The sequence below is a fragment of the Betaproteobacteria bacterium genome, from assembly GCA_016720855.1.
Lineage (GTDB): Bacteria > Pseudomonadota > Gammaproteobacteria > Burkholderiales > Usitatibacteraceae > FEB-7.
The window spans coordinates 576,480-601,680 of record JADKJU010000002.1 but is presented as its reverse complement, the minus strand read 5'-3'; the positions used below and the strand labels follow the sequence as shown (position 1 = coordinate 601,680).

General features: G+C 67.0%; 24 protein-coding genes. 13 read left to right on the top strand and 11 right to left on the bottom strand.

Annotation, left to right across the window (positions count from 1 at the left end):
• Positions 1–5 precede the first annotated feature (5 nt).
• Entirely contained in the window at positions 6–1,280 is a 1,275-nt protein-coding gene (locus IPP91_09925; GenBank protein ID MBL0142388.1) for an ABC transporter substrate-binding protein, read from the bottom strand.
• A 71-nt stretch (positions 1,281–1,351) separates the two neighbouring features.
• Positions 1,352–2,434, bottom strand: coding sequence for an ABC transporter ATP-binding protein (locus tag IPP91_09920; protein ID MBL0142387.1), 1,083 nt, complete (start codon positions 2,432–2,434; stop codon positions 1,352–1,354).
• 89 nt (positions 2,435–2,523) lie between these two features.
• Here IPP91_09920 and IPP91_09915 point away from each other — a divergent pair, with 89 nt between their 5' ends.
• Both IPP91_09915 and IPP91_09910 read left to right on the top strand, forming a co-directional pair.
• A complete protein-coding gene (locus IPP91_09915; GenBank protein ID MBL0142386.1) occupies positions 2,524–3,375 on the top strand; it encodes an endonuclease/exonuclease/phosphatase family protein in 852 nt (283 codons plus the stop codon).
• A gap of 128 nt (positions 3,376–3,503) precedes the next feature.
• Positions 3,504–4,454, top strand: a complete 951-nt coding sequence (locus tag IPP91_09910; protein MBL0142385.1) for a hypothetical protein — start codon at positions 3,504–3,506, stop codon at positions 4,452–4,454.
• Positions 4,455–4,505: 51 nt separating this feature from the next.
• Here the strand turns inward: IPP91_09910 and ubiB are convergent, their stop codons facing one another.
• Together ubiB and msrA are read right to left on the bottom strand one after the other, a co-directional pair.
• A complete protein-coding gene (gene ubiB, locus IPP91_09905) occupies positions 4,506–6,023 on the bottom strand; it encodes a ubiquinone biosynthesis regulatory protein kinase UbiB (protein ID MBL0142384.1) in 1,518 nt (505 codons plus the stop codon).
• A 32-nt stretch (positions 6,024–6,055) separates the two neighbouring features.
• Positions 6,056–6,598: a peptide-methionine (S)-S-oxide reductase MsrA gene (gene msrA, locus IPP91_09900; GenBank protein ID MBL0142383.1), complete on the bottom strand. Its 543-nt coding sequence runs from the start codon at positions 6,596–6,598 to the stop codon at positions 6,056–6,058.
• 220 nt (positions 6,599–6,818) lie between these two features.
• Here msrA and IPP91_09895 point away from each other — a divergent pair, with 220 nt between their 5' ends.
• Both IPP91_09895 and IPP91_09890 read left to right on the top strand, forming a co-directional pair.
• Positions 6,819–9,683 carry an adenosylcobalamin-dependent ribonucleoside-diphosphate reductase gene (locus IPP91_09895; GenBank protein ID MBL0142382.1) on the top strand — a complete coding sequence of 955 codons (2,865 nt, stop codon included), beginning with the start codon at positions 6,819–6,821 and terminating at the stop codon, positions 9,681–9,683.
• A gap of 109 nt (positions 9,684–9,792) precedes the next feature.
• Complete coding sequence (locus IPP91_09890; GenBank protein MBL0142381.1) at positions 9,793–11,022, top strand: DUF2252 domain-containing protein; 1,230 nt, start codon at positions 9,793–9,795, stop codon at positions 11,020–11,022.
• Positions 11,023–11,117: 95 nt separating this feature from the next.
• Here IPP91_09890 and IPP91_09885 read toward each other — a convergent pair whose 3' ends face one another.
• Genes IPP91_09885 through IPP91_09870 form a run of 4 tightly spaced genes read right to left on the bottom strand, consistent with a single transcriptional unit; the run spans position 11,118 to position 15,613 of the window.
• Positions 11,118–12,086, bottom strand: coding sequence for a tripartite tricarboxylate transporter substrate binding protein (locus IPP91_09885; protein ID MBL0142380.1), 969 nt, complete (start codon positions 12,084–12,086; stop codon positions 11,118–11,120).
• A 29-nt stretch (positions 12,087–12,115) separates the two neighbouring features.
• A complete protein-coding gene (locus IPP91_09880; GenBank protein ID MBL0142379.1) occupies positions 12,116–13,075 on the bottom strand; it encodes a tripartite tricarboxylate transporter substrate binding protein in 960 nt (319 codons plus the stop codon).
• A gap of 31 nt (positions 13,076–13,106) precedes the next feature.
• Positions 13,107–14,135: an NAD-dependent epimerase/dehydratase family protein gene (locus tag IPP91_09875; GenBank protein ID MBL0142378.1), complete on the bottom strand. Its 1,029-nt coding sequence runs from the start codon at positions 14,133–14,135 to the stop codon at positions 13,107–13,109.
• A 2-nt stretch (positions 14,136–14,137) separates the two neighbouring features.
• The gene (locus IPP91_09870) at positions 14,138–15,613 is read right to left on the bottom strand and encodes an aldehyde dehydrogenase (GenBank protein ID MBL0142377.1); all 1,476 of its coding nucleotides are present in this window, start codon (positions 15,611–15,613) and stop codon (positions 14,138–14,140) included.
• A gap of 104 nt (positions 15,614–15,717) precedes the next feature.
• Between IPP91_09870 and IPP91_09865 the strand changes: the two genes are divergently transcribed.
• The 5 genes from IPP91_09865 to IPP91_09845 all read left to right on the top strand — a co-directional run bounded on the left by IPP91_09865 (position 15,718) and on the right by IPP91_09845 (position 19,612).
• Complete coding sequence (locus tag IPP91_09865; protein ID MBL0142376.1) at positions 15,718–16,734, top strand: LysR family transcriptional regulator; 1,017 nt, start codon at positions 15,718–15,720, stop codon at positions 16,732–16,734.
• 197 nt (positions 16,735–16,931) lie between these two features.
• Complete coding sequence (locus tag IPP91_09860) at positions 16,932–17,516, top strand: DUF1211 domain-containing protein (protein ID MBL0142375.1); 585 nt, start codon at positions 16,932–16,934, stop codon at positions 17,514–17,516.
• Between the two features lie 253 nt (positions 17,517–17,769).
• Positions 17,770–18,114, top strand: coding sequence for a hypothetical protein (locus IPP91_09855; GenBank protein ID MBL0142374.1), 345 nt, complete (start codon positions 17,770–17,772; stop codon positions 18,112–18,114).
• Positions 18,115–18,126: 12 nt separating this feature from the next.
• The gene (locus IPP91_09850) at positions 18,127–19,134 is read left to right on the top strand and encodes an LLM class flavin-dependent oxidoreductase (protein MBL0142373.1); all 1,008 of its coding nucleotides are present in this window, start codon (positions 18,127–18,129) and stop codon (positions 19,132–19,134) included.
• A 142-nt stretch (positions 19,135–19,276) separates the two neighbouring features.
• Entirely contained in the window at positions 19,277–19,612 is a 336-nt protein-coding gene (locus IPP91_09845) for a hypothetical protein (protein MBL0142372.1), read from the top strand.
• A 44-nt stretch (positions 19,613–19,656) separates the two neighbouring features.
• Here the strand turns inward: IPP91_09845 and IPP91_09840 are convergent, their stop codons facing one another.
• Positions 19,657–20,049 carry a LapA family protein gene (locus tag IPP91_09840; protein MBL0142371.1) on the bottom strand — a complete coding sequence of 131 codons (393 nt, stop codon included), beginning with the start codon at positions 20,047–20,049 and terminating at the stop codon, positions 19,657–19,659.
• 335 nt (positions 20,050–20,384) lie between these two features.
• Here IPP91_09840 and IPP91_09835 point away from each other — a divergent pair, with 335 nt between their 5' ends.
• The 4 genes from IPP91_09835 (at position 20,385) to IPP91_09820 (ending at position 22,097) form a co-directional block, all read left to right on the top strand.
• Positions 20,385–20,714, top strand: a complete 330-nt coding sequence (locus IPP91_09835) for a PAS domain-containing protein (protein ID MBL0142370.1) — start codon at positions 20,385–20,387, stop codon at positions 20,712–20,714.
• 1 nt (position 20,715) lies between these two features.
• A complete protein-coding gene (locus tag IPP91_09830) occupies positions 20,716–21,558 on the top strand; it encodes an MBL fold metallo-hydrolase (GenBank protein MBL0142369.1) in 843 nt (280 codons plus the stop codon).
• A gap of 65 nt (positions 21,559–21,623) precedes the next feature.
• The gene (locus IPP91_09825) at positions 21,624–21,860 is read left to right on the top strand and encodes a hypothetical protein (GenBank protein MBL0142368.1); all 237 of its coding nucleotides are present in this window, start codon (positions 21,624–21,626) and stop codon (positions 21,858–21,860) included.
• A gap of 24 nt (positions 21,861–21,884) precedes the next feature.
• On the top strand, positions 21,885–22,097 hold the full coding sequence (locus tag IPP91_09820; GenBank protein ID MBL0142367.1) for a hypothetical protein: 213 nt from the start codon (positions 21,885–21,887) through the stop codon (positions 22,095–22,097).
• Positions 22,098–22,507: 410 nt separating this feature from the next.
• Here IPP91_09820 and IPP91_09815 read toward each other — a convergent pair whose 3' ends face one another.
• Complete coding sequence (locus IPP91_09815; GenBank protein MBL0142366.1) at positions 22,508–23,326, bottom strand: zinc-dependent peptidase; 819 nt, start codon at positions 23,324–23,326, stop codon at positions 22,508–22,510.
• A 119-nt stretch (positions 23,327–23,445) separates the two neighbouring features.
• On the bottom strand, positions 23,446–25,059 hold the full coding sequence (locus IPP91_09810; GenBank protein MBL0142365.1) for a Do family serine endopeptidase: 1,614 nt from the start codon (positions 25,057–25,059) through the stop codon (positions 23,446–23,448).
• Between the last annotated feature and the right edge of the window lie 142 nt (positions 25,060–25,201).

Here is a 25,201-nt window from a genome sequence, read left to right as displayed (position 1 = left end):
GGAGGTCAGCGGTACGGCTTGAGGAGCTTGTCCGCTTCCGCCTGCGCGGCCTTGAGCGCGTCGGCCGGCTGCTTCTGGCCGGTGAGCGAGGCCTGGATCGCGTCGTCCAGGAGCTTCCTCACGCGACCGGTCTGAAACGTGGAGAGCTCGGGCGTTGCGTACTGGAACTGGTCGCGTGCGACCAGCGCGGGCGGAAAGCCGGCGGCGTAATCCTTCAGCTTCGGCGTGTCGTAGGCCGCGGGCGAGGTCGCGACGTAGCCGGTGGCCATGCTCCAGTCGGCCGCGCGCTCGGGTGCGGTCATGAACTTCACGAACGCGAGCGCCGCCTTGCGCTCTTCCGGAGTCGTCTTCTTGAAGAGATAGAAGTTGCCGCCGCCGGTGGGCGATCCGCGCTGCTTGGCGGCGGGCAGCATCGCCACGCCGAACGGGAACTTCGCCTGGTCCCTCACCGCGGTGAGGTTGCCGGTGGTGTGCCACATGATGGCGGTCTTGCCTTCGGTGAAGGCCTGGCGCAGCGTCCCCCACTCGACCGTTCCCTCGGGCATCACCTTGTACTTGGCGCCCAGGTCACGCCAGTACTGCAGCGCCGCGATCACGTCCGGATTCGCGTAGTTCGTCTGGTTGCCGTCCCGGTTCATCAGGTCCTGGCCGTTCTGCCGCGCGAAGGCCTGGAACATCCAGTAGGCGTAGCCGGTGGAGGGCACCTCGACGCCCCAGCGCTGCACGTTGCCCGAGGCGTCCTTCTTCACGAGCTTGCCCGCCATCCGGGTCATCTCGTCCCAGTTGGCCGGCGGCTTGTTCGGGTCGAGGCCGGCTTCCTTGAATGCGTCCTTGTTCCAGTACATCACGATCGTCGAGCGCTGGAACGGGATGCCGTACACCTTGTTCTTGTAGGTCCCGTTCAGCATGAGCGCGGGGTAGAACGACTTGATCCAGGCCTTGTCGTCGGCGGAAGTCGCGACGTCGTCCCACGCCATGATCACGTCCTGCTCGAGCAGTTCGTAGATGTCGATCGAGAAGAGCACGGAAATCTGCGCGGGCTGGCCGGCCTTGAGCGCCGCGAGCGCCTTGATGCGCGCGTCGTCGTAGTTGCCGGCGTAGATCGGCTTCACCTTGACGCCGGGGTTGCTCTTCTCGAAGTCCGCGGCGTAGCCATCGATCACCTTGGTGAGCGGGCCGCCGACGGCGATGGGGTAGTAGAAGGTGACTTCGGTGTCGGCCCACGCTGCTTGCGCAAGGCCGATCAGCGCCGCCGTGACGATTGCGAATATCGAACGCATGCTGGTTCCTCCCAAGTGGTTCAACGCACCAAATCTCCCGAATACAGCGTAACGATCAAATCTGACGACCATCAAGACGCGGTTGCAGCCCGGCGGGCGGGCTGCCCGGCTTCGTCCGTGCGAGCGCCGCTCGCCGTGTCGAACAGGTGCAGCGACTTCAGATCCCAGCCGAGCCGCACCGGCGTGCCCGGGGCCAGCGTGAGCTGCCCCGGCGTTCGCAGGAACAGCGTTTCCTCGCCTATCCGCACCGTCAGGATGGTGTCCGCCCCATGGTACTCGGAACTCGAGACGGCTCCCGACACGCCGCCGGCATCCACGAGGCGGACGTGTTCCGGCCGCACGCCCATCGTGAGCCCGGCGCCCCGCCCGGGAAACAGGGTGTCGTGCGAACCGCGGACGACGGCGCCGTCCTGCCCGTTGGCAAGGCCCACGAGGTTCATCCCGGGCGTACCGATGAAGCGCGCCGCGAACATTGTCGCCGGCGTGGAGTAGAGCTCCTCGGGCGAGCCCTCCTGCTCGATCCGGCCCTCGCGCACGAGCACGACGCGGTCGGCCATGCTCATCGCCTCGACCTGGTCGTGCGTCACGTAGACGACGGTCATCCCGAGGCGCTGCTGGAGCGCGCGGATTTCCACCCGCATGCCGTGGCGCAGCTGCGCGTCGAGGTTCGAGAGCGGCTCGTCCATCAGGCAGATCCTGTTCTCCGCGATGATCGCCCGGGCGAGCGCCACGCGCTGGCGCTGCCCGCCGGATAGCTGCTGGGGCTTGCGGTCCAGGAGCTGCGCCAGCCCGACCGTCTCCGCCACCTGCGCAAGGCGCTTCCTGCGCTCATCTTCCGGCGTCCGCCTGACCTTGAGGCCGAACACGATGTTCTCCTCGGTCGACAGGTGCGGGAACAGGGCATACGACTGGAACACCATCGACACGCGGCGCTTATCCGGGCCGAGGCGGGTGACATCCCGCCCGTCGATGAGGATGCTGCCTTCGGTCACGTCCTCGAGTCCCGCGATGAGCCGAAGCAACGTCGACTTGCCGCAGCCCGAAGGCCCCAGCAGCACGACGAACTTTCCGGATTCCACCCTGAAGCTCACGCAATCGACCGCCGCCACGCGGCCGAAGCGCTTGGTCACCTTCTCGAGAACGATTTCCGACACGCGCCTCTCCGGCAGTGTGCACACGAGCCAGCCCCGATTCTATTACGTCCGGAGGTGAAGGGATTTTCGGAAGGAGACATAATGGCGGCATGAAACTGATCACCTGGAACATTCAGTGGGGCCGTGGCATCGACGGGCGTGTCGATCTGGCGCGCATCGTGTCGCACGCCCGCGAGATGGCGGATTTCGACGTGCTCAACGTGCAGGAGATCGCGGACAACTTCCCCGGCCTCGCGGGCAACGACAGCGCGGACCAGTTCGCGCAGCTCGCCGCCCTGCTGCCCGGCTACACCGCGATTCCCGGCTACGGAGTGGACCTGGCCGGGCCCGGCCGGCGCCGGCGATTCGGCAACATGATTCTCACGCGCCTGCCCGTGGTCTCGGTGCGCCGCCATGCGCTGCCCTGGCCCGCGGACCCGGGCAGGGAATCGATGCCGCGCGTGGCGATAGAGGCGACCTTGATGCTGCCGCTGGGGCCGGTGCGCTTCACGACCACGCATCTGGAGTACTACTCGCCGGTGCAGCGCTCGGCGCAGGCGGCGCGGCTGCGGGATCTTCACGACGAGGCCTGCGGTCGCGCCTTGCAGCCCGGCTTCCCCACCGCCAAGGACGGCCCCTTCGACAACACCGCGCAGACGCCCTCCGCGATCCTCACGGCGGATTTCAACTTCCCGCCCGAGAACCCGGCCTACGACGACATCCAGAAGCCGCTGGCGAGCGGCGGGCCCGCCTATCGCGACGCATGGGCGCTGGTCAACGGCCATCGCGCCCACGATCCCACCTTCTGCGTGCACGACCACCGCTACGCGAAGGAGCCCTACTGCTGCGACTTCCTTTACGTGAGCGAGGACCTGGCCAAGCGCGTGCGCGGGATCCGGGTCGACCTCGACACGCAGGTCTCCGACCACCAGCCGGTGCTCCTCACCTTCGACGACCGATGAGAAAAGGGGACAGACCCCTTTTCCTGAAATGGGGTCTGTCCCCTTTTTTCCTGCTGGCGTGGCTGCTGCCGGCCGCAGCGCGAGCGCCCGTCGAGATTACCTGCGCAGCGAGCGACAAGCCCTGCCTGATGAAGCTCCTGAAGGCGCAGCCCACGCGAACGGCGGCCTACTGGAAGGCCACGCTCGCGAAGCCGGTCGAAGAGCGCATCGGGCCCGCGCCGCACGAACTGGTCGAGCACCTTCTGGTCGACAACCTCTTCAACGGATTTCCGGAGAAGCCCTGGGCGAGCAAACTTTCCGCCGATTTCATGAGGGACGTGCGCGGCGCCATCGCGGACCTGCCGCCGGCTGTGCGCCGCGTCTTCGACAAGTCGTTCGCCGGTGTCTGGTTCATGGACGACCTGGGCGGCACGGGATTCACGGACATGTTTCTCGACGGTGACGGCCGCCCCGCCGGCGGCTTTGTCATCCTCGACGCCCGGGTGCTCGGGAAGTTCACGGCCAACGCCTGGGCCACGTGGAAGGAGAACACGCCGTTCCGGCCCGACAAGGCGTGGAAGCTCGAGGCGCGCATCGAGGAGGCGGCCGGGGACAACCGGCGCGGCGCCATTCGCTACATCCTGCTGCACGAGCTGGGCCACGTGCTGTCGATCAATCGCGGCGTCCATCCACGCTGGGACCTCGAGCCGAAGGACGTGCCGGAATCAGCCCGCTTCCCGTTCTACGACCTGTCGTGGACCATCAACCGCGGGGAAAACCGGTACGTCTCGACGTTCGACGGCGATTTCCCGATGCGCGCCTCGGTCGTGTATTACCGAAGCGCCAGGCTCGCGGGCAGCGACATGGCCGCCGCCTATGCAAGCCTCGAGAGGACGAACTTCCCCACGCTCTACGCGGCCACCTCGCCGGGCGACGATTTCGCGGAATCCTTCGCGAGCTACGTGCACACCGTGCTCCTGAAGCGCCCGTGGGAGATCACTATCCGGCACGACGGCAAGACAGTGAAGACTTACCGGACGTGCTGGGAGGAAGCGCGCTGCGCTGCGAAGCGCAGAATCCTCGAGGACCTGTTCAGGTAGGACAGCCTTTGTGCCAGGCCCGCGTGCCTGGCACGGCTACATCCGGCACGGCTACATCCCGCGGACGAGAAGGCCGACGACCATCACGCCGAGAACGATGGCGACGGCGAGGAGGATCCGCGTCTGCCGGCGCTGCGTGGCCTCGAGCTCGCGGATGGCGCGCTCGATCCGTCCCGGCGCATCGTCGGAGAGGATCTTGTGCACGAGCCGCGGCAGCTCGGGAACCAGCCGGCCCCAGTGCGGCGCCTCGTTGCGCAGTTGCCTCCACAAGGCGCGCGGCCCCATCTGTTCGCTCATCCAGCGCTCGAGGATCGGCTGCGCGGCGCGGCGCAGGTCCAGGTTCGGGTCGAGGTGGCGGCCGAGACCCTCCACCTGCAAGAGCGTCTTTTGCAGCAGCACCAGCTGCGGCTGGATGTCCATGCGGAATCGCCGCCCCACTTCGAAAAGCCGCAGGAGGAGCTTGCCGAAATAGATGTCCTTCAGCGGCTTGTCGAAGATCGGCTCGCACACCGAGCGGATCGCGCCCTCGAACTCCTCCAGGCCCGTGTCGGCCGGCACCCACCCCGCCTCGATGTGCGCCAGCGCCACCGCCTTGTAGTCGCGCTTGAAGAAGGCGATGAAGATCATCGCGAGGCAGTTCTTGTCCACTTCCGGCAGCGACCCCATGATCCCGTAGTCGATGCCGCAGTAGCGCCCGTCGCGCGCGACGAAGATGTTGCCCGGATGCATGTCGGCGTGGAAGAAGCCGTCGCGGAACACCTGCGTGAAGAAGATCTCGACGCCGTTCCTGCCGAGCGTGGCCGTGTCGATGCCGTGCGCGCGGATTGTCTCGAGGTCGTTCACCGGGATGGCATCGATGCGCTCCATCACCATCGCCTCGCGCGTGCACCAGTCGAAGTACACGTCCGGCACGTAGAGGATCCGGCTGCCCGCGAAATTGCGCCGCACCGTGCTCATGCTGGAGGCTTCCCGCAGCAGGTCCAGCTCGTCGTGGATGATCTTGTCGAATTCGCCGACCACCTCGCGCATGCGCAGCAGGTCGCTCAGCGGATGCAGCCGCTCGACGAGGCCCGCCAGCGTGTAGAGAAGGGCCGTGTCCTTGTCGATGGTGTCCACGATGCCGGGGCGCAGGAGCTTGACCGCGACTTCCCGGCCATCCGGCAGCTCCGCGAAATGCACCTGGGCCACCGAAGCGCTCGCCACCGGCACCAGGTTGAAATTGCGGAAGACATCCGTGTAGGGCTTCCTGAAGGTGCGATCCAGCTCCTCGATCACCTGCCCGGCCGGGAACGGCGGCACGCTGTCCTGAAGCTTCGAGAGCTCGTCGGTGATGTCGGTCGGGATCAGGTCGGGACGGACGGAAAGGAGCTGCCCGAACTTCACGAAGATGGGGCCCAGCTCCTGGAAGGCGAGGCGAAGCCGCACGCCGCGAGGACCCGAGCGGTCGGCCCAGAAGAAGGCGACGCGGAACGAGATGCGCACGAGCCAGGCACCCCGCCCGACGATAAACTCGTCGAGACCGTGGCGACCAACCGTGGAGAGGATTCGAAGGAGCCGGAAAACCCGCATGGAAGCGCGATTCTACCGTTGCGCGCGCTCGCTCACCGTTTCTTCAGGCGCTCGACGAAGTGCTTGCGGAACTTCGCGACCTTCGGCTCCACCACCATCGTGCAGTAGGGGTTCCGGGAGCCCACGCGCTCGAAATACTCCTGGTGGTGCTCCTCGGCCTGCCAGAAGGTCGTGGCCGCGGCGACTTCAGTGACGATCGGGTGGCTCCACACCTTCTTGGCCGTGAGGTTCGCGATCGTTTCCCGGGCGGCCTGCTCCTGCTCCGGGGAATGAAAGAAGATGGCCGAGCGGTACTGCGTGCCCACGTCGTTTCCCTGCCGGTTGAGGGTCGTCGGATCGTGAATCGTGAAGAAAACGGCCAGGATGTCCCGGAAACTCACGATGGCCGGGTCGAAAGCCAGCCGGATCACTTCCGCGTGGCCGGTCTTGCCGCGGCAGATGTCCTCATAGCTCGGGTTGGGCGTCTGGCCGCCCATGTACCCCGATTCAACGCTTTCGACCCCCGAAAGCTGGTCGAAAACCGCCTCCAGACACCAGAAGCACCCCCCGGCCAGGGTCGCCGTTTCCATTGCCATCAGGCCGCTCCCGCAAGAAATGCGCCCGAAACGGGCCCACTATAGGTTGAAAAAACTGGACAGAATTCCCGACACGACCACAAAATGTGGGGGTTGCCAGCCGCGTCGGCCACTTGATCTGGGTCAACCGGAAAAGGGGGTCGACTGGCAAGAATCGTTGCTCTGCCCGCCCAAGAAGCTGGCGAGATCATTTTATAACGCAGTCGAGGGGGATCACCTTATGAGCGTGGCCAAGTCCCGCCGTTCCGCAGCCGACATCGCGAAGCTGCCCGCCCAGGAAATCAGCACCGAAGTTCTCGTGGAGAAGTACGCCAAGGACGGCGAGACTTCGATCCGCGAAGTCCGGATGCGCGTGGCCAAGGCCCTGGCGACCAACGAGAACGAGGACCGCCGCGCTTTCTGGGAGGCGAAATTCCTCGAAGCCCAGGAGCACGGGTTCATTCCCGCCGGCCGCATCAATTCCGCCGCCGGGACGACCCTCACCGCCACCCTCATCAACTGCTTCGTGCAGCCGGTGGGTGACTCCATCACCGAACTCGTCGACGGCCGCCCCGGCATCTACACGGCGCTCGCGGAGGCCGCGGAGACAATGCGGCGCGGCGGCGGCGTGGGTTACGACTTTTCCACCATCCGCCCCGAGGGCGCGTGGGTGAAGGGCACGAACTCGCGCGCGAGCGGCCCGGTGTCGTACATGCGCGTATTCGACCAGTCGTGTGAAACGGTCGAGTCCGCCGGCGCCCGCCGCGGCGCGCAGATGGGCGTGCTGCGCTGCGACCACCCGGACATCGAGCGCTTCATCCACGCGAAGGACCAGGGCGAGCTCACCAACTTCAACGTGTCCGTCGGCGTGACGGACGCGTTCATGAAGTCGGTGGAATCCGACGGCGACGTGGAACTGGTGCACCGCGCCGAGCCCTCGCAGGAAGTGAAGGACGGCGGCGGCTACCAGCGCGGCGACGGACTGTGGGTGTATCGCAAGGTGCGCGCCCATGAGTTGTGGGACCAGGTCATGCGCTCGACCTACGACCATGCCGAGCCCGGGATCCTGTTCCTGGACCGCATCAACAAGGACAACAACCTCTACTACTGCGAGACGATCGAGGCGACGAATCCGTGCGGCGAACAGCCACTTCCGTCGTACGGCTGCTGCTGCCTCGGCTCCATCGACGTGGCGCGCTTCGTGGACAATCCGTTCGAAGAGGACTGCGCCTTCGACTTCGAGGCGTTCGGCAAGGTGGTGGAAGTCTCCACGCGCATGCTCGACAACGTGCTCGACGTGACGCCGTGGCCGCTGCCCGCGCAGAAAAAGGAAGCGTCGAACAAGCGCCGCATCGGCCTGGGGTTCACGGGCCTGGGAGATGCGCTCCTCATGCTGCGCCTGGCCTATGACACGGAAGAGGCTCGCGCCATGGGCTCGAAGATCAGCGAGTGCATGCGTGACCGCGCCTACGAGGCCAGCGTGGAGTTGGCCCGCGAGCGCGGCGCCTTCCCGCTGTTCAATGCCGACCTCTATCTTTCCGGCGGCAACTTCGCCTCGCGCCTGCCGCAGGAGATCAAGGACAAGATCCGCAAGTTCGGCATCCGCAATTCGCACCTGCTGTCGATCGCGCCCACCGGCACGATCTCGCTCGCCTTTGCCGACAATGCCTCCAACGGCATCGAGCCGCCGTTCTCGTGGACGTACACGCGCAAGAAGCGCATGGCCGACGGCACGCACAAGGAGTTTCGCGTCGAAGACCACGCCTTCCGCCTGTACAAGCATCTGAATGGCGAGGACGCGAAGCTGCCCGACTGGTTCGTGACGGCGCTGGAGATCTCCGCCGAAGCGCACAAGGCGATGGTGGCGGCCGTGGCGCCCTACGTGGACACCAGCATCTCCAAGACGGTGAACGTGCCCGAGGACTACCCGTACTCCGAATTCGAGGGGCTCTACCTCTCGGCGTGGAAGGCGGGCCTGAAGGGCCTGGCCACCTACCGGCCCAACAGCGTGCTGGGCTCGGTGCTCTCCACGGAGCCCGCGAAGCCGGCAGATGCCGCGCGCGCGGAATTGCCCGTCGACGCGATGAACCGGCGCCTGGCCATCAAGTCGCTGCCCGAACCGGTGCTCGCGAGCCTGCGCTGGCCCGGCCGGCCGGAGCTGCCCGATGGCAACCCGGCCTGGACGTACATGGTCGACTCCCCCGTGGGCAAGTTCGCGCTCTTCATCGGCCACGTCGAAGGCGAGGCGCACCGCGCCTTCCCGTTCGAGGTGTGGGTGAACGGCGCCGAGCAGCCGCGCGGGCTGGGCGCGGTTGCCAAGACGCTCTCCATGGACATGCGCGCCAACGACCGCGCCTGGCTCAAGATGAAGCTCGATGCGCTGGCCCTCACCGTGGGTGACGACGGCTTCGACATGCGCATGCCGCCGCACGGCGAGAAGCGTCGCGTGCCCAGCATGGTCTCCGCGCTCGGGCAACTGGTGCGCTGGCGCTGCGAGTCGCTCAAGGCATTCGAGGATGCCGGCGCCTCCCCGCTGCTGGACGCCATGTTCAGCCTCGAGGAGCCGCGCACCGGCACCGACGGCACGCTCGCCTGGACGGTGGACATCGCGAACCCCGCCTCCGGCGAGGAGTTCGTGATGGGGCTCAAGGAAATGCACATGCCCGATGGCGGCACGCGGCCCTACTCGATGTGGCTCTCGGGGCACTATCCGCGCGCGCTGGACGGGCTGGCGAAGCTCCTCTCGCTCGACATGCGCGTGATGGACCCGGCGTGGATCGGCATGAAGCTGCGCAAGCTCCTGGACTACAGCGAGCCGCTGGGCGACTTCATGGCCTTCGTGCCCGGCCAGCGCCGGCAGCAGAACTGGTCCTCCACCGTCGCCTACCTCGCGCGCCTGGTCATCCACCGCTACTCGATGCTGGGCGTGCTCGACGAGAACGGGTTCCCGAAGCAGGAAATGGGCATCCTCGAGTCGCCACGCCGCGGCGACGAGCCCGCGCTCATGAAGGGCACCAAGTGCGGCGAGTGCGGGAACATGACCGTCATCCGCAAGGACGGCTGCGACTTCTGCAGCGCCTGTGGATGGGTGGGTGCCTGCGGGTGACCTGACGCCACTCGGTCTGCCGCCGACAGAACCCGCGGGCGCGAGCTCGCGGGTTTTTTCTTTGCGGTAGCATGGGCCTGTCCAACCGCTGCGCTGCACAGGACCTCCCATGACACTGAAACCTGCCGGCACCTTGGATGTCGTGGCGAAGCTCGCCGCCAACAACAAGGGGCGCGACCCCGAGCGCCTCGCGATGAAGTTCGCGAAGATGGCCCAGAGCCCGTTCGTGTTCCTGCGCGGTGCCTGCCCGCTCTTTTACGACGCGCTGCCGGACGCCCCGCTGTTCCGCAACGCGCCGCTCGCGTGGTGTTGCGGCGACCTGCACTTCGAGAATTTCGGCAGCTACAAGGGCGACAACCGGCTCGTCTATTTCGACATCAACGATTTCGACGAGGCCGCCCTGGCCCCGGCGACCTGGGACATCGTGCGCCTGCTCACGAGCATCCAGTGCGGAGAAGTCGCGCTCAACGCGACGCGTGCGGAGGCGATTGCCGCAAGCACGAGCTGCGTCGACGCCTATCGGGCCGCGCTCGTGCAGGGAAAGCCGCTCTGGGTCGAGCCGGAAACTTCCACGGGGCTCGTGAACGACCTGCTGTCCTCCCTGCACGATCGCGAAAGGGCTTCCTTCCTGGACAAGCGCACGGTCCGCAAGGGCCGCCAACGCAGCCTGAAGGTGGACGGGGTGAAGGCGTTGGCCGCCTCCGAGGTCCAGAGGAAGCTGGTGACGGAATTCATGGACCGGTTCGCCGCCGCGCAGAAAGACCCGAAGTTCTTCCAGGTGCTCGACGTGGCAAGGCGTATCGCCGGGACGGGCAGCCTCGGCGTGGAGCGCTTCGTCGTGCTGGTGGAGGGCAAGGGTTCGCCCGACGGCAATTACCTGCTCGACATCAAGGAGGCGAAGCCGACCGCGATGGGTCCGCACCTTTCGCGGCAGGGCATCGAGCAGCCCGCGTGGCCGGACGAAGCGAGCCGCGTGGTCGCTGTCCAGAAGCGCTGCCAGGCCGTCGATCACGCGTTCCTGCGGCCCGCGAAGCTCGGCACGCTGCCCTGCATCCTCAAGGGGCTGCAGCCTTCCGAGGACCGGGTCGCGATCGGAGAGTGGGGCCGCAAGCTGGACCGGCTGAAGGAAGTGACCGCGACGATGGGGCGGGTCCTTGCCTGGGACCACCTGCGCGCCTCGGGCCGATCGGGGTCGGCAACCGCCGACGAGCTGATCGCCTTTGCGCAGGGGGGCGAATGGGCGAAGCAGGTCCTCGAGGCCGCCGCGGAGATGACCCTCGTGACGGAGGGCCAGTGGAAGGTCTTCACGAAGGCGCTGGCGGATGGGCAATTCGGATAGCGGATTCGCGGGGGCATGCGGGTGCCGACGCCCCTCGGTTCCCCGGAAGACGGCCCGCGTGCTTGCGCTCGCGGGCCCTTTCGTTGGTGACGGGGTCAGTCGACCTGCGCCCCGGAAATGCGTACCGCCTCGGCCCAGCGCTTCGTCTCCGCCTGGATGAGCGCCTGGAAGGCCTGGGGCGTGCTGCTGTCGACTTCCGCCCCCATCTCGACGAGCTTGGCGGTGAACGCCGGGTCTGCCACGACCTTCGAGACGTCGCGGTAGATCCGCCCCTGCAACTCGGGCGAGAGGCTCGCCGGCCCGAACAGGCCGAACCAGGTGGCCGCGGTGAACCCGGGCATGCCGGCCTCCGCGAACGTCGGGACGTCCGCAATGCTCGCCAGGCGCTTCGGATGCGCCAGCGCAATCGCCCTCACCTTGCCCGCCTTGATGTGGGGCAGCGCCGCCGAGAGCGTCACCAGCGCCATCGGCACCTGGCCGCCGATGATGTCCGTGAGCATCGGCGCATCCCCCTTGTAGGGCACGTGCGTGAGCTCGAGCTTGTTCTGCGTCTTGAACAGTTCCATCGACAGGTGCTGCGGCGAGCCGTTGCCTGGCGAGGCGAACGCCAGGCCCGGATTGGCCCTGGCGTACGCGATCACGTCGGACAGGGTCTTCACCGGGAGCGAGGGCGTGGTCACGAGCACCAGCGGAATTGTCGCGATGAGGGTTATCGCCGAGAAGTCCTTGATGGGATCGTAGTTGAGCTTCTTGTACAGGCTTGCGCTGATGGTGTGCGCCGCCGTGGTCAAGTAGAGCGTGTAGCCGTCGCCCGTCGAGCGCGCCACCGACTCGGCGGCAATGATCGTCCCGGCGCCGGGCCTGTTGTTCACCACGACGGGCTGCCCCCAGTCCTTGGCGACTTTCTCGCCCACCATCCGCGCGATCACGTCCGTCGCACCGCCTGCCGGGTAGGGCACCACGATGGTGACGGGCTTCACCGGATAGGCCTGCGCCTGCGCAGGCAACGCGGACAACAGGGCGAACGCCCCCAGGACACCGCCACACCATCTCTTAAGGGTCATCGTTGTCTCCTCGCTCGTTATCGTCGTTGTCATTCCGTCCACGGCTTCGTCGCCCACATCTTCCTGAACTGCGCGTCGGCGCCGTCCAGACGCTTCTTCCATTCCGCGCCGGCCAGGTAGTCCATCTCGGTGAACTGCGACTTCATCTGCGCCTGGAACTCGGGATTCCCGGCGATCTGCTTCAGGGCGGCTGCGATTCGCTGCTCGACTTCCGGCGCCAGGCCCCTGGGCGCGACGATGCCGCGCTCGGATGCGAACACGAGGTTCACGCCCTGCTCCTTGAACGTGGGCACATCGGGCGCGAGGGGGGAGCGCTTGTCGCTCGCCTGCGCCAGGGGCCGCATGGTCTTGCCGGCGTGGGGCATCACTTCACCAAGATTGAGGCCGCCCACGATCACGTGGCCGCCGAGCATCGCACTGCGCAGCGGCCCCGCGCCCTGGAAAGGCGCATGCAGCAGCTTCGTGCCGGTGAGCTCTTCGAACATCACCAACTGGAGGTGATCGTCGGTGCCCACGCCCGTGGAGCCGTAGCTGATCGACCCCGGCGCCTTTTTCGCGGCCGCGATGAGTTCCGCGATGTTCCGGTACGGACTCTCCACCGTGACGCTGAAGGCGCTCGGATCGCGAACCAGGTTGCCCAGGTAGGCGAAATCGCCCCGCTTGAACCCTGCGTCGCGCTCGATGGGCAGCGTGAGCAGGCCCGGGAAGTTGGTCATGCCCAGCGTGTAGCCGTCGGGCTTCGCCCGCGCCACCCACGCCAGGCCGATGGCCCCCGATGCGCCGGGCTTGTTGTTCACCACGACCTGGCCGCCGAGCGCCTTGGCCAGGTGCGGGGCGAGCGTGCGGGCCGTGATGTCCGTGCCGCCTCCCGCAGCGAAGCCGACGATGATCTCGATCGGCTTGTCGGGCCAGGCCCAGGCCGGGGCGGTTGCGAGGATGGCGGACGCGAAGAACGCGGTCCGGGCGAGAAGCATCTGTATCGGTTTCATTTCATTTCCTCCGTCGTCTTCCGGTCACGGCTCACTTGCCGCGCGCTTCCTCGGCCTCGCACCACGCCAGCAGCCGCGTGATGCCTTCCCTCATGCCCACCTCCGGCTTCCAGCCGATCACCTCGCCCGCGAGGTCGTGCGGGATGTGGAAGGCGCCCCCGGATGTGAGCCGGACGGTTCCCGGCGGGTCGGCCTTGATCTCCGGCTTGAGCGGGCTCTTGCAGTAGTCGAGCACGAGCTGGACCAGCTCGCCGGTGGTGATGGGCTCCGGGCCGGTGACGTTCACCGCGATGTCGGTGGCGGCGCTTTCGAAGGCCGCCAGGTTGGCGCGCGCCAGGTCCGCCACGTTCACGAAGTGCTTGCTGTCCTTGCCGTCGCCCGGCAGCACGGGGCGCTCGCCGCGGCGCACGCGGTCGTAGGTTTCCATGATGTAGAGCGCGTTGGCGGCGCGGTAGTGCTGGCGCTCGCCGTAGACGGTGGAGTAGCGCAGCACCACGTAGTCGAGGCCGTGCTTCTGGTGGTACTGGCGGCAGAGCTGCTCACCCATGATCTTCGAGGCGCCGTAGAGGATCGCCGCAGGCGGCGCGCCCGCGGAGTGGAACGGCCCGCCCTCGACGAGCGCGCCGACGATGCCCGGCCCGTACCCGTAGACCGCATTGGACGAGGCGAACACGACCTTCTTCACGTTGTTGATCTTGCAGGCCTCGAGCATGTTCTGCGCGCCGCGGATGTTCACGTCGATCGCCTCCCACGGCGACTGCGCGAATCCGAGCGTCATGTAGGCGGCGAGGTGCAGCACGCCATCGATCCCTGCGGTCGCGGCGATGAGCTCGTGCAGGCGCATGAGGTCGCCCTTCACGATGCGAACGCGCGGGTCGTCCTTCAGGTGCGCGATGGCCTCCGGCGTGCCGAAGGCGAAGTTGTCCAGCAGCACCACTTCCTTCACGCCCGCGGCGAGGAGCTTGTCGGCGGTGTGCGATCCCACGAGGCTCGCGGCCCCGGCGATGAGGATGCGCGCGCCCTCGAGCTTCACGGCCACGCCTTGCTTGGCTTTCGTCATGTCTAGAGTCCCATGGGTTTGTCGTGCATGCCGAAGAAGACGCTCTTCACCTGGCTGTAGAGCCGCAGCCCGTGGTAGCCCTTCTCGCGGCCGATTCCGCTTGCCTTGAAGCCGCCGAAGGCGGTGGCGATGTGCGATTGCTTGTAGGTGTTGATCCACACCGAGCCCGCCTCCAGCTCGCGCGCCACCCGCCAGGCGCGCGCGTAGTCGGCCGTCCACATGCCGGCAGCAAGGCCGTAGACGGTGTCATTGCCCTGCGCGATCACGTCGGCCTCGTCCTCGAAGGGCAGGCACACGAGCACGGGCCCGAAGATCTCCTCCTGGCACGCGCGCGCTCCATTGGGAAGGCCCTCGATGACGGTGGGCAGGTAGAAGCAGCCGCGGGCCAGCGCGGGATCGCCGGGGATCGCCCCGCCCGTCAATACGCGCCCGCCTTCCTGGCGCGCGATCTCGACGTAGCGGGCGACCTTGTCGCGGTGGCCGCTCGAGACGAGCGGGCCCATCTGCGTCTTCGGGTCGTCGGGCATGCCGACGCGGACCTTCTTCGTGCGCTCGACGAGCTCTGCGACGAACCGGGCGTAGAGGGATTTCTGCACGAAGAGGCGCGTGCCGGCGACGCAGCTCTGCCCGGCGGAACCATAGATGCCCGACAAGACGCCAGCCAGCGCCTTCTCGAAATCCGCATCCTCGAAGACGATGTGCGGCGACTTGCCGCCCAGTTCGAGTCCTGTGGGAATGAGCCGTTGCCCGGCGATGGTGGCGATGGCGCGTCCGGTTTCGGTGCCGCCGGTGAAGGACACCATGCGAACGCCCGGATGCTTCACCAGCGCCGCGCCGACATCCTCGCCATAGCCGGGAAGCGCGGTGAAGAGGCCCTCGGGCAGGCCCGCCTCGCCGCAGATTCGCGCCAGCTCGAGGGCGAGCTGCGGGGTTTCCTCTGAAGGCTTCAGCACGACCGCGTTGCCGGCGGCGAGCGCGGGCGCCGCCTTCTGCGCCTCCGCCATGATCGGGGAGTTCCACGGCGTGATCGCGGCGACGACGCCGTAGGGTTCGGCAAGCGACATCGAGAAGTACTCGCCGCGCGGGCTCGTCACCTCGTTCTGCCAGGTTTCGCACAGGGCGGCGTAGTAGCGGAAGAAGTACGCCGCGTTGTCCACCATGTTCTGGCATTCCTTGAGCGGCTTGCCGCTGTCCAGCATCTGCAGGTGCGCCAGCGGCTCGCGCTCCGCCGCGATGCGCCGGCCTATCTCGTAGAGCGTGGTGGCGCGCTGGTCGGGACGCAGCTTTCGCCAGGGCTGGCGGCGGAACGCCTCCTCGGCGACACCCACTGCGTGGGCGACGTCCGCCGGGCGGGCGCGGACCACGACTCCGGCCACGCTGCCATCCGCGGCGTTGATGGAGGTGATCACGTCCTCGGCGCCGCGGCCGGAGCGCCACTCGGGGCCGACCTGGAAAGGCTTGGCGGTCACTGCGTTCATTGGCGGAACTCCTTGGGGCCCATCCGGACCGCTTGAGCGAGACGGACATCTTCATCCCTCGCTCCGATTGGGACAATTCGATATTGCATGGGTATTATTAGTCTATGGCAATGAATATCAAGTATCGCCCGCTCAAGGCATTCCTCCTCGCCGTCGAGACCGGATCCTTCACCCATGCCGCCGATCGCCTCGGCGTCACGCAGCCCTCCTTCACCGCGCTGATCCGCGACCTGGAAGACATCCTGGGCGCGCGCCTTTTCGACCGCACCACGCGCGCGATCGAGCTCACGGCCGCGGGACGCGAGTTCCTGGCGCGCATCGAGCGCCCGATATCCGACCTCGAGGACGCCTACCGCAGCATCCTCGATCTCGCCGCGGCCAGGCGCGGCTCGGTGGTGCTGGGCGCGCTGCCGTCGACCGCGCTCACGTTGATCCCGCCGGCGCTGCGCAACCTGCGCATCGCGCATCCGACGCTGCGCGTGCGCGTGGTGGAGGCGCACAACGAAGAGCTGGTGTTCATGGTCCGCACGAACCAGATCGAGCTCGCCCTGGCCGCCCGGCCCGACCAGGACTCCGACCTGGCGTTCCAGCCGCTCGTCGACGACACCTTCATGGCCGTCTTCCCGGTGAAGCACGCCCTCGCGGCGCGCGCGAAGCTGCGTTGGCGCGATGTCGTGCCCTACGACCTGATACTGCTGTCGCGCGGCTCGAGCGTGCGGGCGCGCTACGACCAGGCGGTCCAGGTCGGTGCCCTGGCACCCGGGGACTCGTCACGCTACGACGTGACGCACATGACGACAGCGACGGGGCTCGTCCGCCAAGGCCTCGGCATCACCGTCCTGCCTCTGCTGGCCCTGCCCGAGTTGAACCTCGACGGGCTGCTCGCAAGGCCGCTGGAGGACGCCACCGCCCGGCGCAGGATCGGGTTGCTTCGCCGCCGCGATCGCAGCCTTTCCCCGGCGGCGCAGGCCTTTGCAGCACAGCTCGAACGCGTTGCCCGCGAGGTCGCGCGCAACCTGCCCGCGCTCGCCATTTCGAAGAGCGGCTCGCGCCAGGCACGGCCGCGTGGCAAGGATCGTGATTCAGGAATGGCCAAGCGGCTTCGGGATGTGACGGCCTGAGGGTGGAAATGAGCCGGCGATCGTGAGAGGGAAGGACGCTACGAAGATATCGACAACCTTTTCGCGATGTACGTATTCTTCAGCATGGGCAAGCGCGGCGTTAAGGTGAACGGCGGGGAGACGGGCAACCCTCCTCGCCATGAATTCAAGGACGAGGGCGGCAGGCCGGCCGCGCCCACGAACCCGAAATGACCGCCATGGGCAAGGGCCGCCTGGAAGCCTTCAGCGACGGCGTGATCGCCATCATCATCACCATCATGGTGCTGGAAATGAAGGTGCCCCACGGCGAGGAGCTGGATGCGCTGCTTCCGCTGCTGCCCGTGTTCCTGAGTTACGTGCTGAGCTTCGTCTACGTCGGCATCTACTGGAACAATCACCACCACATGCTCCACGCATGCGGCAAGGCGACCGGCGCGATGCTGTGGGCGAATCTCCACCTCCTGTTCTGGCTGTCGCTCTTTCCCTTTGCCACGGGATGGATGGGCGAGAATCATTTCGCGCCCGGGCCCGCGGCGCTCTATGGATTCGTGCTGCTCATGGCCGCCATCGCCTACTGGGTGCTGCAGCGAACGATCATCGCCTCCGAAGGCCCCGGCTCGATGCTCGCGAAGGCCGTGGGGCGCGACTGGAAGGGAAAGCTCTCGCCCGCCCTTTACATCGTCGCGATCGTCGCGGCGGGCTGGACCCAGTGGATCGCCCTCGCCATCTATGCGTCCGTGGCGCTCCTCTGGCTGGTGCCCGACCGCCGCATCGAACGGGCGCTGCGGCAACGGGAAGACTGACCCCGATTCGCCGCTTCCCTCCATGAACCGATCGCTCCCCACATGGCCATAGGCCACGGTCGCCATTGCGCCCTTGCGAAAGTGCCCCGGCTGGGGCAAGAATGCATTCATGAGTTCCTGGTCCTGTCCGCACGATACCGACGGCGTATGCCAGCTTGTCCGGGGCGCCGTCTGTGATCCGGGCATGCGCGGCTGCATACTCCATGGCCGTTACCGCTTCCTCCAGGACGAGATCAAGGGAGAACGCAAGCCCGTGAAAGCCGACAAGCCGGAACCCACCCGCAAGGAACTCATCGACGCGGTGCTACTGAAGCTCCCGGGCGTCAGCACGAAGAAGTTGAGCGGGCTCGACGCCTACTTCGTCGGCGACCGCATGTTCGCCTGCATCAGCGGCGACGGCGTCGGGCTGCGCCTGCCCGTCGCCTCCGCGACCGAGCTGCAGTTCTCGAGGGCGAACGTCGCCGCGTTCCAGCCCGGCGGCCTGGCCAGCTCGAGGGAGTGGATACAGATCAACCGGGTAGAGGCGGCGGATTACGGGGAGGATCTCGAGCTGTTCCAGGCCTCGATCGAGTTCGTGAAGACCGCCGGGGCCCGCTAGATGGCGAGCTCCCTGAAGCTCTCCGTCCTCGACCAATCCCCCGCCGCGCAGGACAAGACCCAGGACCACGCCATCCGGGAATCCCTGGCGCTCGCCAGGCACTGCGACGCGCTCGGCTACCACCGCTACTGGGTCTCGGAGCACCACAACAGCTCAAGCATCGTCGGCACCGCGCCAGAGGTGCTGATGGCGGCCATCGCGGCGACCACGCAACGCATCCGCGTCGGCAGCGCCGGCGTCATGCTTCCGCATTACTCGACGCTCAAGGTCGCCGAGCAGTTTCGCGTGCTCGAAGCGATCGCGCCCGGCCGCATCGACCTCGGCGTGGGCCGCGCTCCCGGCTCCGACCGCATGACGGCGATGGCGCTCAATCCCGACCCCAACGCGGCGGAGAACTTCCCTGTCCAGGTACAGGAACTGGGCTCGTGGCTGCGCGGCGAGCCGCTGCCCGCGGGGCACCCGTTCCGCGAGATTCGCGCGCATCCCCAGGGCCCCACGACGCCGGAGATCTGGATCCTCGGCAGCTCCGACTACGGCGCGCAGCTCGCGGCGCACTTCGGGCTTCCTTATGCGTACGCGTATTTCTTCACCGACGGTCGCGGAACCGAGGAGGCGCTCTCCCTCTACCGGCGCAACTACCGCCCGAGCGGGCGCCACCCCGAGCCGCTGGCCACCATCTGCGTCTGGGCGCTTGCCGCCGACACCGAAGCCGAAGCCAGGCGCCTGTTGATGACGCGCGAGCACTGGCGCGTGGGCTTCGAGCGGGGGCTGCGCACGCCGCTTCTCTCTCCGGAGGCGGCGGCGGCTCACCCCTATACCGAGGCCGAGCGCTCGATCATCCAGCGCCTGCGCGAGCGGGCCATCGCCGGCACGGCGGAGCAGGTGGCATCGAAGCTCGAGGGCCTCGCGGCGTCGTTCGGCCTGGGCGAAATCGTCATCAACACCTGGACCCACGATCCCGCCGCGCGGCATCGCTCCTACGAGCTGATTGCGAACGCCTTCCTGAATCCGGCCCGTTGAGGCGGCGGCAGGCATGTTCCGGGCGCTGAATTCCCTATGTGGGGTGCCGGACGGACAGGTGCCCCATACCTTGGGATGCTGTCGGTACACACGGCGCGAATCCGGCGCTCCGAACAGCCGCAACTCCAGAATCGAGGTACCCATGAAATCCTTCCTGCGCCCCACCCTTCGCAGTGTGACGGCGGTGTTTTGCGCGCTCGCCGCAACGCTCGCCTGGTCCTCGTCCCCCGCGCCCGTCGAGCATGTCGGCCTCGACGCGGAGCGTGGCGATCCCGCGCGCTGGTACGTGCCCGCGGACACGCCGAAGCTCAAGTACGAGACGCAGGTGAAGGAGGCGCAAGCGGTTCGGGGCGAGGCGCTGAAGGAATGCCGCGTCGTTCAGGCAGGACGCGCCGATTGCGTGGCGCAGGCGAACGCGCAGTATCGCAGCGACATGGAATCCGCCCGCGGCTTGCTCGCGATACGACAGGGCGGCTGAGCTCGCGGCCGGCGATGGTGCCCCGAATCCGGGGCCCGTCGCAATCAGCCTGGCGACTTTTCCTCGTGGCCCAGGATCAGTGCCTTCAACCCGACGTACGGCAATTGCTCTTCCGCCACCACCGCGGGAACCGGCGCGTTCCTTGCCGCCTCCGCCTCGAAATCATGCACGCGACGTTCGAGGGTCGCCCGTTCGTCTTCCAGGATCGCGACCTGGCGCCGCAGCCGCGCACCCAGCCACTGCCCCTTGATCACGCTCGGGGTCGACACGAGCCCGGCAATCAACGCGCCCAGGCCGAGTGCCACCAGCAGCACCACCGCCAGGGAGCTGTCGTAGTGCCAGAAAGCAAAGGCCACGGTCACCGGGACGCTGTTTTGCAGGGCAAAGGCGACGGCGCCGATGGCGAAGACGATGCCCAGGATCAACAGGACTTGCATGATTGCCTCCGTTCATTGGGCGGACTGCCGTGACCCGGCATCGCCCGCAGCCGCCAGTCTCCCCTTCGCGGGGCGGCTGTTCTATGCGCTAGCGCACGGAGAGCAAGGCAGGGTTGTTGCCGGGTGATGGGGTCTCGCTGGTTGCGGTGCGCCGATCCCCGTGCTCCCCCAGTGTGCGGCAGCAGACCGACCGCCGGCCTGGGCGGAAGCGATCATCGCCGCTCGACTGGCGTGAACGCCGTCGATCGAGCGACGCCTGAATCAGGAGCAACGCCATTACCTCCCCCAAACCCATACAGCTCATCCTGGCCCGGCAGCTGGCGAGCAGCCTTGCGATGCCCATCCTCATCCTGGACACGGAAGGGACGCTCGTTTTCTACAACGAGCCGGCCGAGGTGATCCTGGATCAGCGCTTCGACGAAACGGGGGAGATGCCCGCCGATGCGTGGAGCGAGCTGTTCGCGGTCGCCGACGAGGAGCGCAAGCCCATCGCAAAGGAAAACCGGCCCACGATGATGGCGATCTCCGAGCGCAAGCCCTACTCCCGGACGATTTGGATGCGATGCGGGCACCGGGAGTGGCTGCACGTGAACATGACCGCCATTCCGCTCATCGGCGAGGGACGCCAGTTCCTCGGCGCGCAGATGATCTTCTGGGAAGTCTGAGATGCGGGTCACCCTGTGGGGCACGCGCGGCTCGCTCGCCACGCCCGGGCCGGAGATGGCGCGATACGGGGGAAACACCTCGTGCGTGAGTGTCGTCGGGCACGCGGGCACGGTGCTGGTCCTGGACGCGGGCACGGGCATCCGCCGCCTGGCGGCGACGATTGCGCCAACCGTGCGCCGCGTGGACATCCTGCTGACGCATCTGCACATGGATCATATCCAGGGGCTGGGATTTTTCGCCCCGCTCTGCCAGCCCGACCTGGAAGTGCACATCTGGGGCCCGGGCAGCGCCACCCTGCGCTTGCAGGCGCGCCTCATGCGCTACCTTTCGCCCCCCCTATTTCCGGTGAATCTTTCCGAATTGCCCTGCAAGCTGGTCTTCCATGAAGTCCCGTGCGGCGAGACCGACATCGGGGAATTTCGCGTCTGTTCCGCGTTGGTGTGTCACCCCGGCCCCACCGTGGGATACCGCATTACGGCGCCCGAGGGGAGCGTTTTGACCTACCTGCCCGACCACGAACCCGCGCTCGCCGCACTGCGCTTTCCATCCCTGCCGCGGGAATGGACTTCGGGCGGAACCCTGGCTGCGGGGGCGGACTTGCTGATTCACGACAGCCAGTACAGCGCCGCCGAGTACCCCGGCCACTGCGGCTGGGGGCATAGCTCGCTCATCCAGACGCTGGATTTCGGGACGCTCACCGAGGTGAAGCAACTCGTGACGTTTCACCACGACCCCGACCACACGGACGCGGACATCGACCGAATGATGGCGCAGGCCAATGAAGAGAGGAAGCCTGTCTATCGGCTCACGCCGGGAATGGAAGGCACGGTGTTCGAGCTATAGCCTCGCTCCGTGCGGAACGGCCTGGCCGACGCGCGCATGTGCAGGGCAACGCACGCATCGGCGCGATGACTACTTTTCGGGGCGCCCTCTCCGGGCCCAGGCGCGCCAGTACGCGCTCGAATTGGCAAATCACGTTCGAGATCGCGTTGGTGGACAAGCGGACTTTCGAGACCGTGTCCCCGTTGGAGAGAAGCATGGTCTTCCTGTCCTCCGAGATCATGCCGGACCACCTCCAGAACGGCGATAGCGGAGGATCGGTCACGAACGCCGCGGTCATTCCCGCCGCGGGTCCGGTGAGATAGGTCGCCGAATAGGTTGCGAGCAACATGTCGACCGTGACCGTTCCGTCGTCCATGACCGCGTACGTGAAGTCGAATGAAATCTCCGCCGAGCCCGAGTACGAAAAGGCGGCGGGAGGAACGTTCAACCCGGTCTGCGTAACCCTTGCTCTCCCCGTCCCGTTACGCTCGAAGGCCAGGATGCCCCGGTTGACGACGGGGCTGGACGAGCTCGGTTCGATCGCAACACGGTTGGGGTAGAACCCGTTGGGCGACGAGAGGCAGGTGCCCATGGCCACCATGCATATTCCCCGTGGAAGGGCATCGCGCTCTGCTTGTCGGCCGATGCCGTGGGTACCTCCATGAACAAACCTGCCGCGACCATCATCGCAACCGCGGCCCGCTTGCCGATATTTCTCCTCATTTGGGTCTGCTTCCGATTGGGCAGACTACTTCTTGGACATCGATACGGGAAACCACGGGCCTCCAAAGGAAACGCCGCGTTCCCCTGGAAGCTTCGTATCGGCATCTTCAGTCTCCGGGATATCCCGGTCCGGAAGGCCTGCTTCACGGTCACACCCGGGTGACGGCCAATCGGTGGGACGTGACGAGGCGACCGTCCCCTCGCAGCGAGCGGTCATTGCGCCGGGCGCGGTGAGGCAGCCGCTGCACTACCAGGACAGCGGATCGATGCGGTAGAAGCGGCTCAACTCGTCGTACAACGCCGGATGCTCCGCCGCCATGCGGTGCGGCTGCTCGAAGAAGACCTCGGAGCAGACCGCGAAGAATTCGGCCGGATCCGTGGCGGCGTAGGGGTCCAGGACGCTCGCTTCCTGGTTCTGAAGCCGCTCGCGCAGCGCGCCGTACTCCTGGCCCAGCACCCGGGACCAACGCGGATAGCGCTGGAAGTCGACGAGGTCCGGCGCGCCGTTGGCATAGCCCTTTTCCTGGTCGATCTGGTGGGCGAACTCGTGGATCGTCACGTTGCGCCCGTCGTTCACGATCGCCGCCCCTTCGAGCACGTCCGGCCACGAAAGGATCACCTGCCCGCGCGCCCAGGATTCCCCGGTGAGAACCCGGCTCTCGTCCTGGACGAGGCCGATGCCGTCGGTCTTCTGGCGATTGACGATGAACGGCCCCGGATAGACGAGGATCTGGTGCAGGCGCGGATAGTAGTGGTCCGGGCGATTCAGGAGCAACAGGCAAGCCTGCGCGGCGATCGTGACGCGAATCTCGTCGGTGATGACGATGCCACCGCAGCCGACAAAGCTCTTCTCCGCGACGAAGACCTGGATGTGCTGCCTGAGCTGGCGCTGCAGGTCGGCAGGCAGGAGGCGCGCGTAAGGCACGCGTTCGCGCAGGATCGCGCGCCATGCCACCGGGAAAGGCCGGTTGCGAACGCGCTTTCGCCGCAGCGAAGCAAGCCAGGGCTGCGCCGCGATCCAGGCCGCGACCAGCAGGCCGACACCTGCGAGAATTCCGAACAGCATGAAAGTGCGTTCCCGTCGACCGTGTCCTGGTCAATTGGGGTCCGGGGGAGCGCCTTTCAAGGGCATCGCGTGATCCGGGGCTCGCGGGTCCCTCGGCGCGCCGGCGACATGGCCGCCCATCAAGGTGCGCGGATGGGCAGGTAGCTCTTTTCCCCCTCGCGCTGGATGAGCAGCGCAACCACTTTGCCGGCGCCCTTCACAGCCTCGCGAAAATGCTCGACCGACGCAGCCGGCTTGCCGTTCACGGCCAGGATCACGTCGCCGGCCCGCACGCCGGCCTCCTGGGAAGGGCCGCTCACGGTTTCGACCATCAACCCGGCCGCTGCCCCGGCCATGCGTTGTTCGGCGGTGTCCAGCGGCCGCAGCGCAATGCCGAGCTGTCCTGGCGCGGGCTTGGCCGGAACGCTCGGCGCGGGTTCGTGGGCCTGGCTCGAGTCACCGAGCGTCGCCGTCAGCTGCAGCGACTCGCCGTTTCGCCACACCTTGAGTTCGATCTGGAGGCCGGGCTGGGACATCGCCACCAGGGCCGGCAGCTCGCCGGGGGAGACGATCGGCTTCCTGTCGACCTGGAGTATCACGTCTCCGGCCTGCAGGCCCGCATTGGCGCCGCCACCTCCCGGCTGCACTTCGTAGACGAGGGCTCCCGCGGGCCGGGCCAGCTTGAAAGCGTCGGCCAACGCCTGGTTCACCTCCTGCACGGCAACACCCAGGAAACCATGGGTATACCTTCCGGTGCTCACGATCTGCCGCTGCACGCCTTGTGCCAGGTCGATGGGAATCGCAAAGCTCAGCCCCTGGTAGCCGCCCGTGCGGCTGTAGATCTGGGAATTGATGCCGACCACTTCGCCGCGAGCGTTGAACAGCGGACCGCCCGAGTTGCCGGGATTCACCGCGGCATCGGTCTGGATGAAGGGCACGGCGCTGCCGTCGGGCAACGTGCGGCCCTTGGCGCTGACCACGCCCACCGTGACGCTGTTGTCGAAGCCGAACGGCGAGCCGATGGCGAGGACCCACTCGCCCACGAGCAGGTCATCGGGATTCCCCACCGCCACCACGGGCAGTTCGCTGGCCTCGATCTTCAGGACCGCAATGTCGGTCTTCCGGTCGCTGCCCAGGACCTTCGCACGGAATTCGCGCCGATCGGTGAGCTTGACGGTCACCTCGCTCGCATCCGCCACCACATGCGCGTTGGTGAGGATCAGGCCTTCCTCGCTCACGATGAAGCCCGACCCCTGCCCGCGAACCGGCACCTGCATCGTCGCGCCCGTGCCGCCGAATTGCTGCTGGAAGCGGCGCAGGAAGCCTCGCATCGGGTCGGACGCCGAGTCGCCGTCGCTCTCCCCATCGTCCTCCGTGTCGTCGTTGGTTCCCGCGGAGACCTGGCGCATGCCCGTCACGCTGATGTTGACCACGGCCGGGCCGTAGAGCTGCGTGATCCGCGCGAAGTCGGGCACGCCGACCATCGCGACCGCGGCCGAAGGGCGAGCCTTGGACGCGTTGCCGGCAGCGGGGCTGGCGGCATGGCTCGCGCCGGACATTGCCGAGAAAAGGGACAGCATCGCTGCCGCCGCCACGCCCCCGATGCGGGAACGGGCGCGGACAAGAGTGGGGATCATGGGTGCTTCCTTCGCTTCAGAAAATGAACGTTCGGCCCACCGCTTCAACCCGAACGACAGGAGATCCCGGATCGTCTCGGCAATGAGGATGAATCCGATCTTGAATGCTTTTCGCATGGCTGTCTCCTCGACCGGTGGGGATTGTGCCGGCCCCGGAGCTTCCTGATCTCAGCCGCTCCTGGCGGCGTAGAGATAGCGCGCGTAGCCGATCTCGGCGGCGTTCTTCGTGAGTTCCACGTTGACCCACGCGACGACGTGG

What these genes read in the sequence shown, in the direction of transcription:
- IPP91_09860 (MBL0142375.1), top strand. Translation starts at nt 16,932, where the DNA reads ATGGGCAAGGGCCGCCTGGAAGCCTTCAGCGACGGCGTGATCGCCATC.
- IPP91_09815 (MBL0142366.1), bottom strand. Translation starts at nt 23,326, where the DNA reads ATGCTGTTCGGAATTCTCGCAGGTGTCGGCCTGCTGGTCGCGGCCTGG.
- msrA (MBL0142383.1), bottom strand. Translation starts at nt 6,598, where the DNA reads ATGGCAATGGAAACGGCGACCCTGGCCGGGGGGTGCTTCTGGTGTCTG.
- IPP91_09825 (MBL0142368.1), top strand. Translation starts at nt 21,624, where the DNA reads ATGACTACTTTTCGGGGCGCCCTCTCCGGGCCCAGGCGCGCCAGTACG.
- IPP91_09925 (MBL0142388.1), bottom strand. Translation starts at nt 1,280, where the DNA reads ATGCGTTCGATATTCGCAATCGTCACGGCGGCGCTGATCGGCCTTGCG.
- IPP91_09890 (MBL0142381.1), top strand. Translation starts at nt 9,793, where the DNA reads ATGACACTGAAACCTGCCGGCACCTTGGATGTCGTGGCGAAGCTCGCC.
- IPP91_09870 (MBL0142377.1), bottom strand. Translation starts at nt 15,613, where the DNA reads ATGAACGCAGTGACCGCCAAGCCTTTCCAGGTCGGCCCCGAGTGGCGC.
- IPP91_09840 (MBL0142371.1), bottom strand. Translation starts at nt 20,049, where the DNA reads ATGCAAGTCCTGTTGATCCTGGGCATCGTCTTCGCCATCGGCGCCGTC.
- IPP91_09835 (MBL0142370.1), top strand. Translation starts at nt 20,385, where the DNA reads ATGCCCATCCTCATCCTGGACACGGAAGGGACGCTCGTTTTCTACAAC.
- IPP91_09810 (MBL0142365.1), bottom strand. Translation starts at nt 25,059, where the DNA reads ATGCGAAAAGCATTCAAGATCGGATTCATCCTCATTGCCGAGACGATC.
- IPP91_09830 (MBL0142369.1), top strand. Translation starts at nt 20,716, where the DNA reads ATGCGGGTCACCCTGTGGGGCACGCGCGGCTCGCTCGCCACGCCCGGG.
- IPP91_09865 (MBL0142376.1), top strand. Translation starts at nt 15,718, where the DNA reads ATGGCAATGAATATCAAGTATCGCCCGCTCAAGGCATTCCTCCTCGCC.
- IPP91_09880 (MBL0142379.1), bottom strand. Translation starts at nt 13,075, where the DNA reads ATGAAACCGATACAGATGCTTCTCGCCCGGACCGCGTTCTTCGCGTCC.
- IPP91_09895 (MBL0142382.1), top strand. Translation starts at nt 6,819, where the DNA reads ATGAGCGTGGCCAAGTCCCGCCGTTCCGCAGCCGACATCGCGAAGCTG.
- IPP91_09820 (MBL0142367.1), top strand. Translation starts at nt 21,885, where the DNA reads ATGTCGACCGTGACCGTTCCGTCGTCCATGACCGCGTACGTGAAGTCG.
- IPP91_09910 (MBL0142385.1), top strand. Translation starts at nt 3,504, where the DNA reads ATGAAGCTCCTGAAGGCGCAGCCCACGCGAACGGCGGCCTACTGGAAG.
- IPP91_09885 (MBL0142380.1), bottom strand. Translation starts at nt 12,086, where the DNA reads ATGACCCTTAAGAGATGGTGTGGCGGTGTCCTGGGGGCGTTCGCCCTG.
- ubiB (MBL0142384.1), bottom strand. Translation starts at nt 6,023, where the DNA reads ATGCGGGTTTTCCGGCTCCTTCGAATCCTCTCCACGGTTGGTCGCCAC.
- IPP91_09915 (MBL0142386.1), top strand. Translation starts at nt 2,524, where the DNA reads ATGAAACTGATCACCTGGAACATTCAGTGGGGCCGTGGCATCGACGGG.
- IPP91_09845 (MBL0142372.1), top strand. Translation starts at nt 19,277, where the DNA reads ATGAAATCCTTCCTGCGCCCCACCCTTCGCAGTGTGACGGCGGTGTTT.
- IPP91_09875 (MBL0142378.1), bottom strand. Translation starts at nt 14,135, where the DNA reads ATGACGAAAGCCAAGCAAGGCGTGGCCGTGAAGCTCGAGGGCGCGCGC.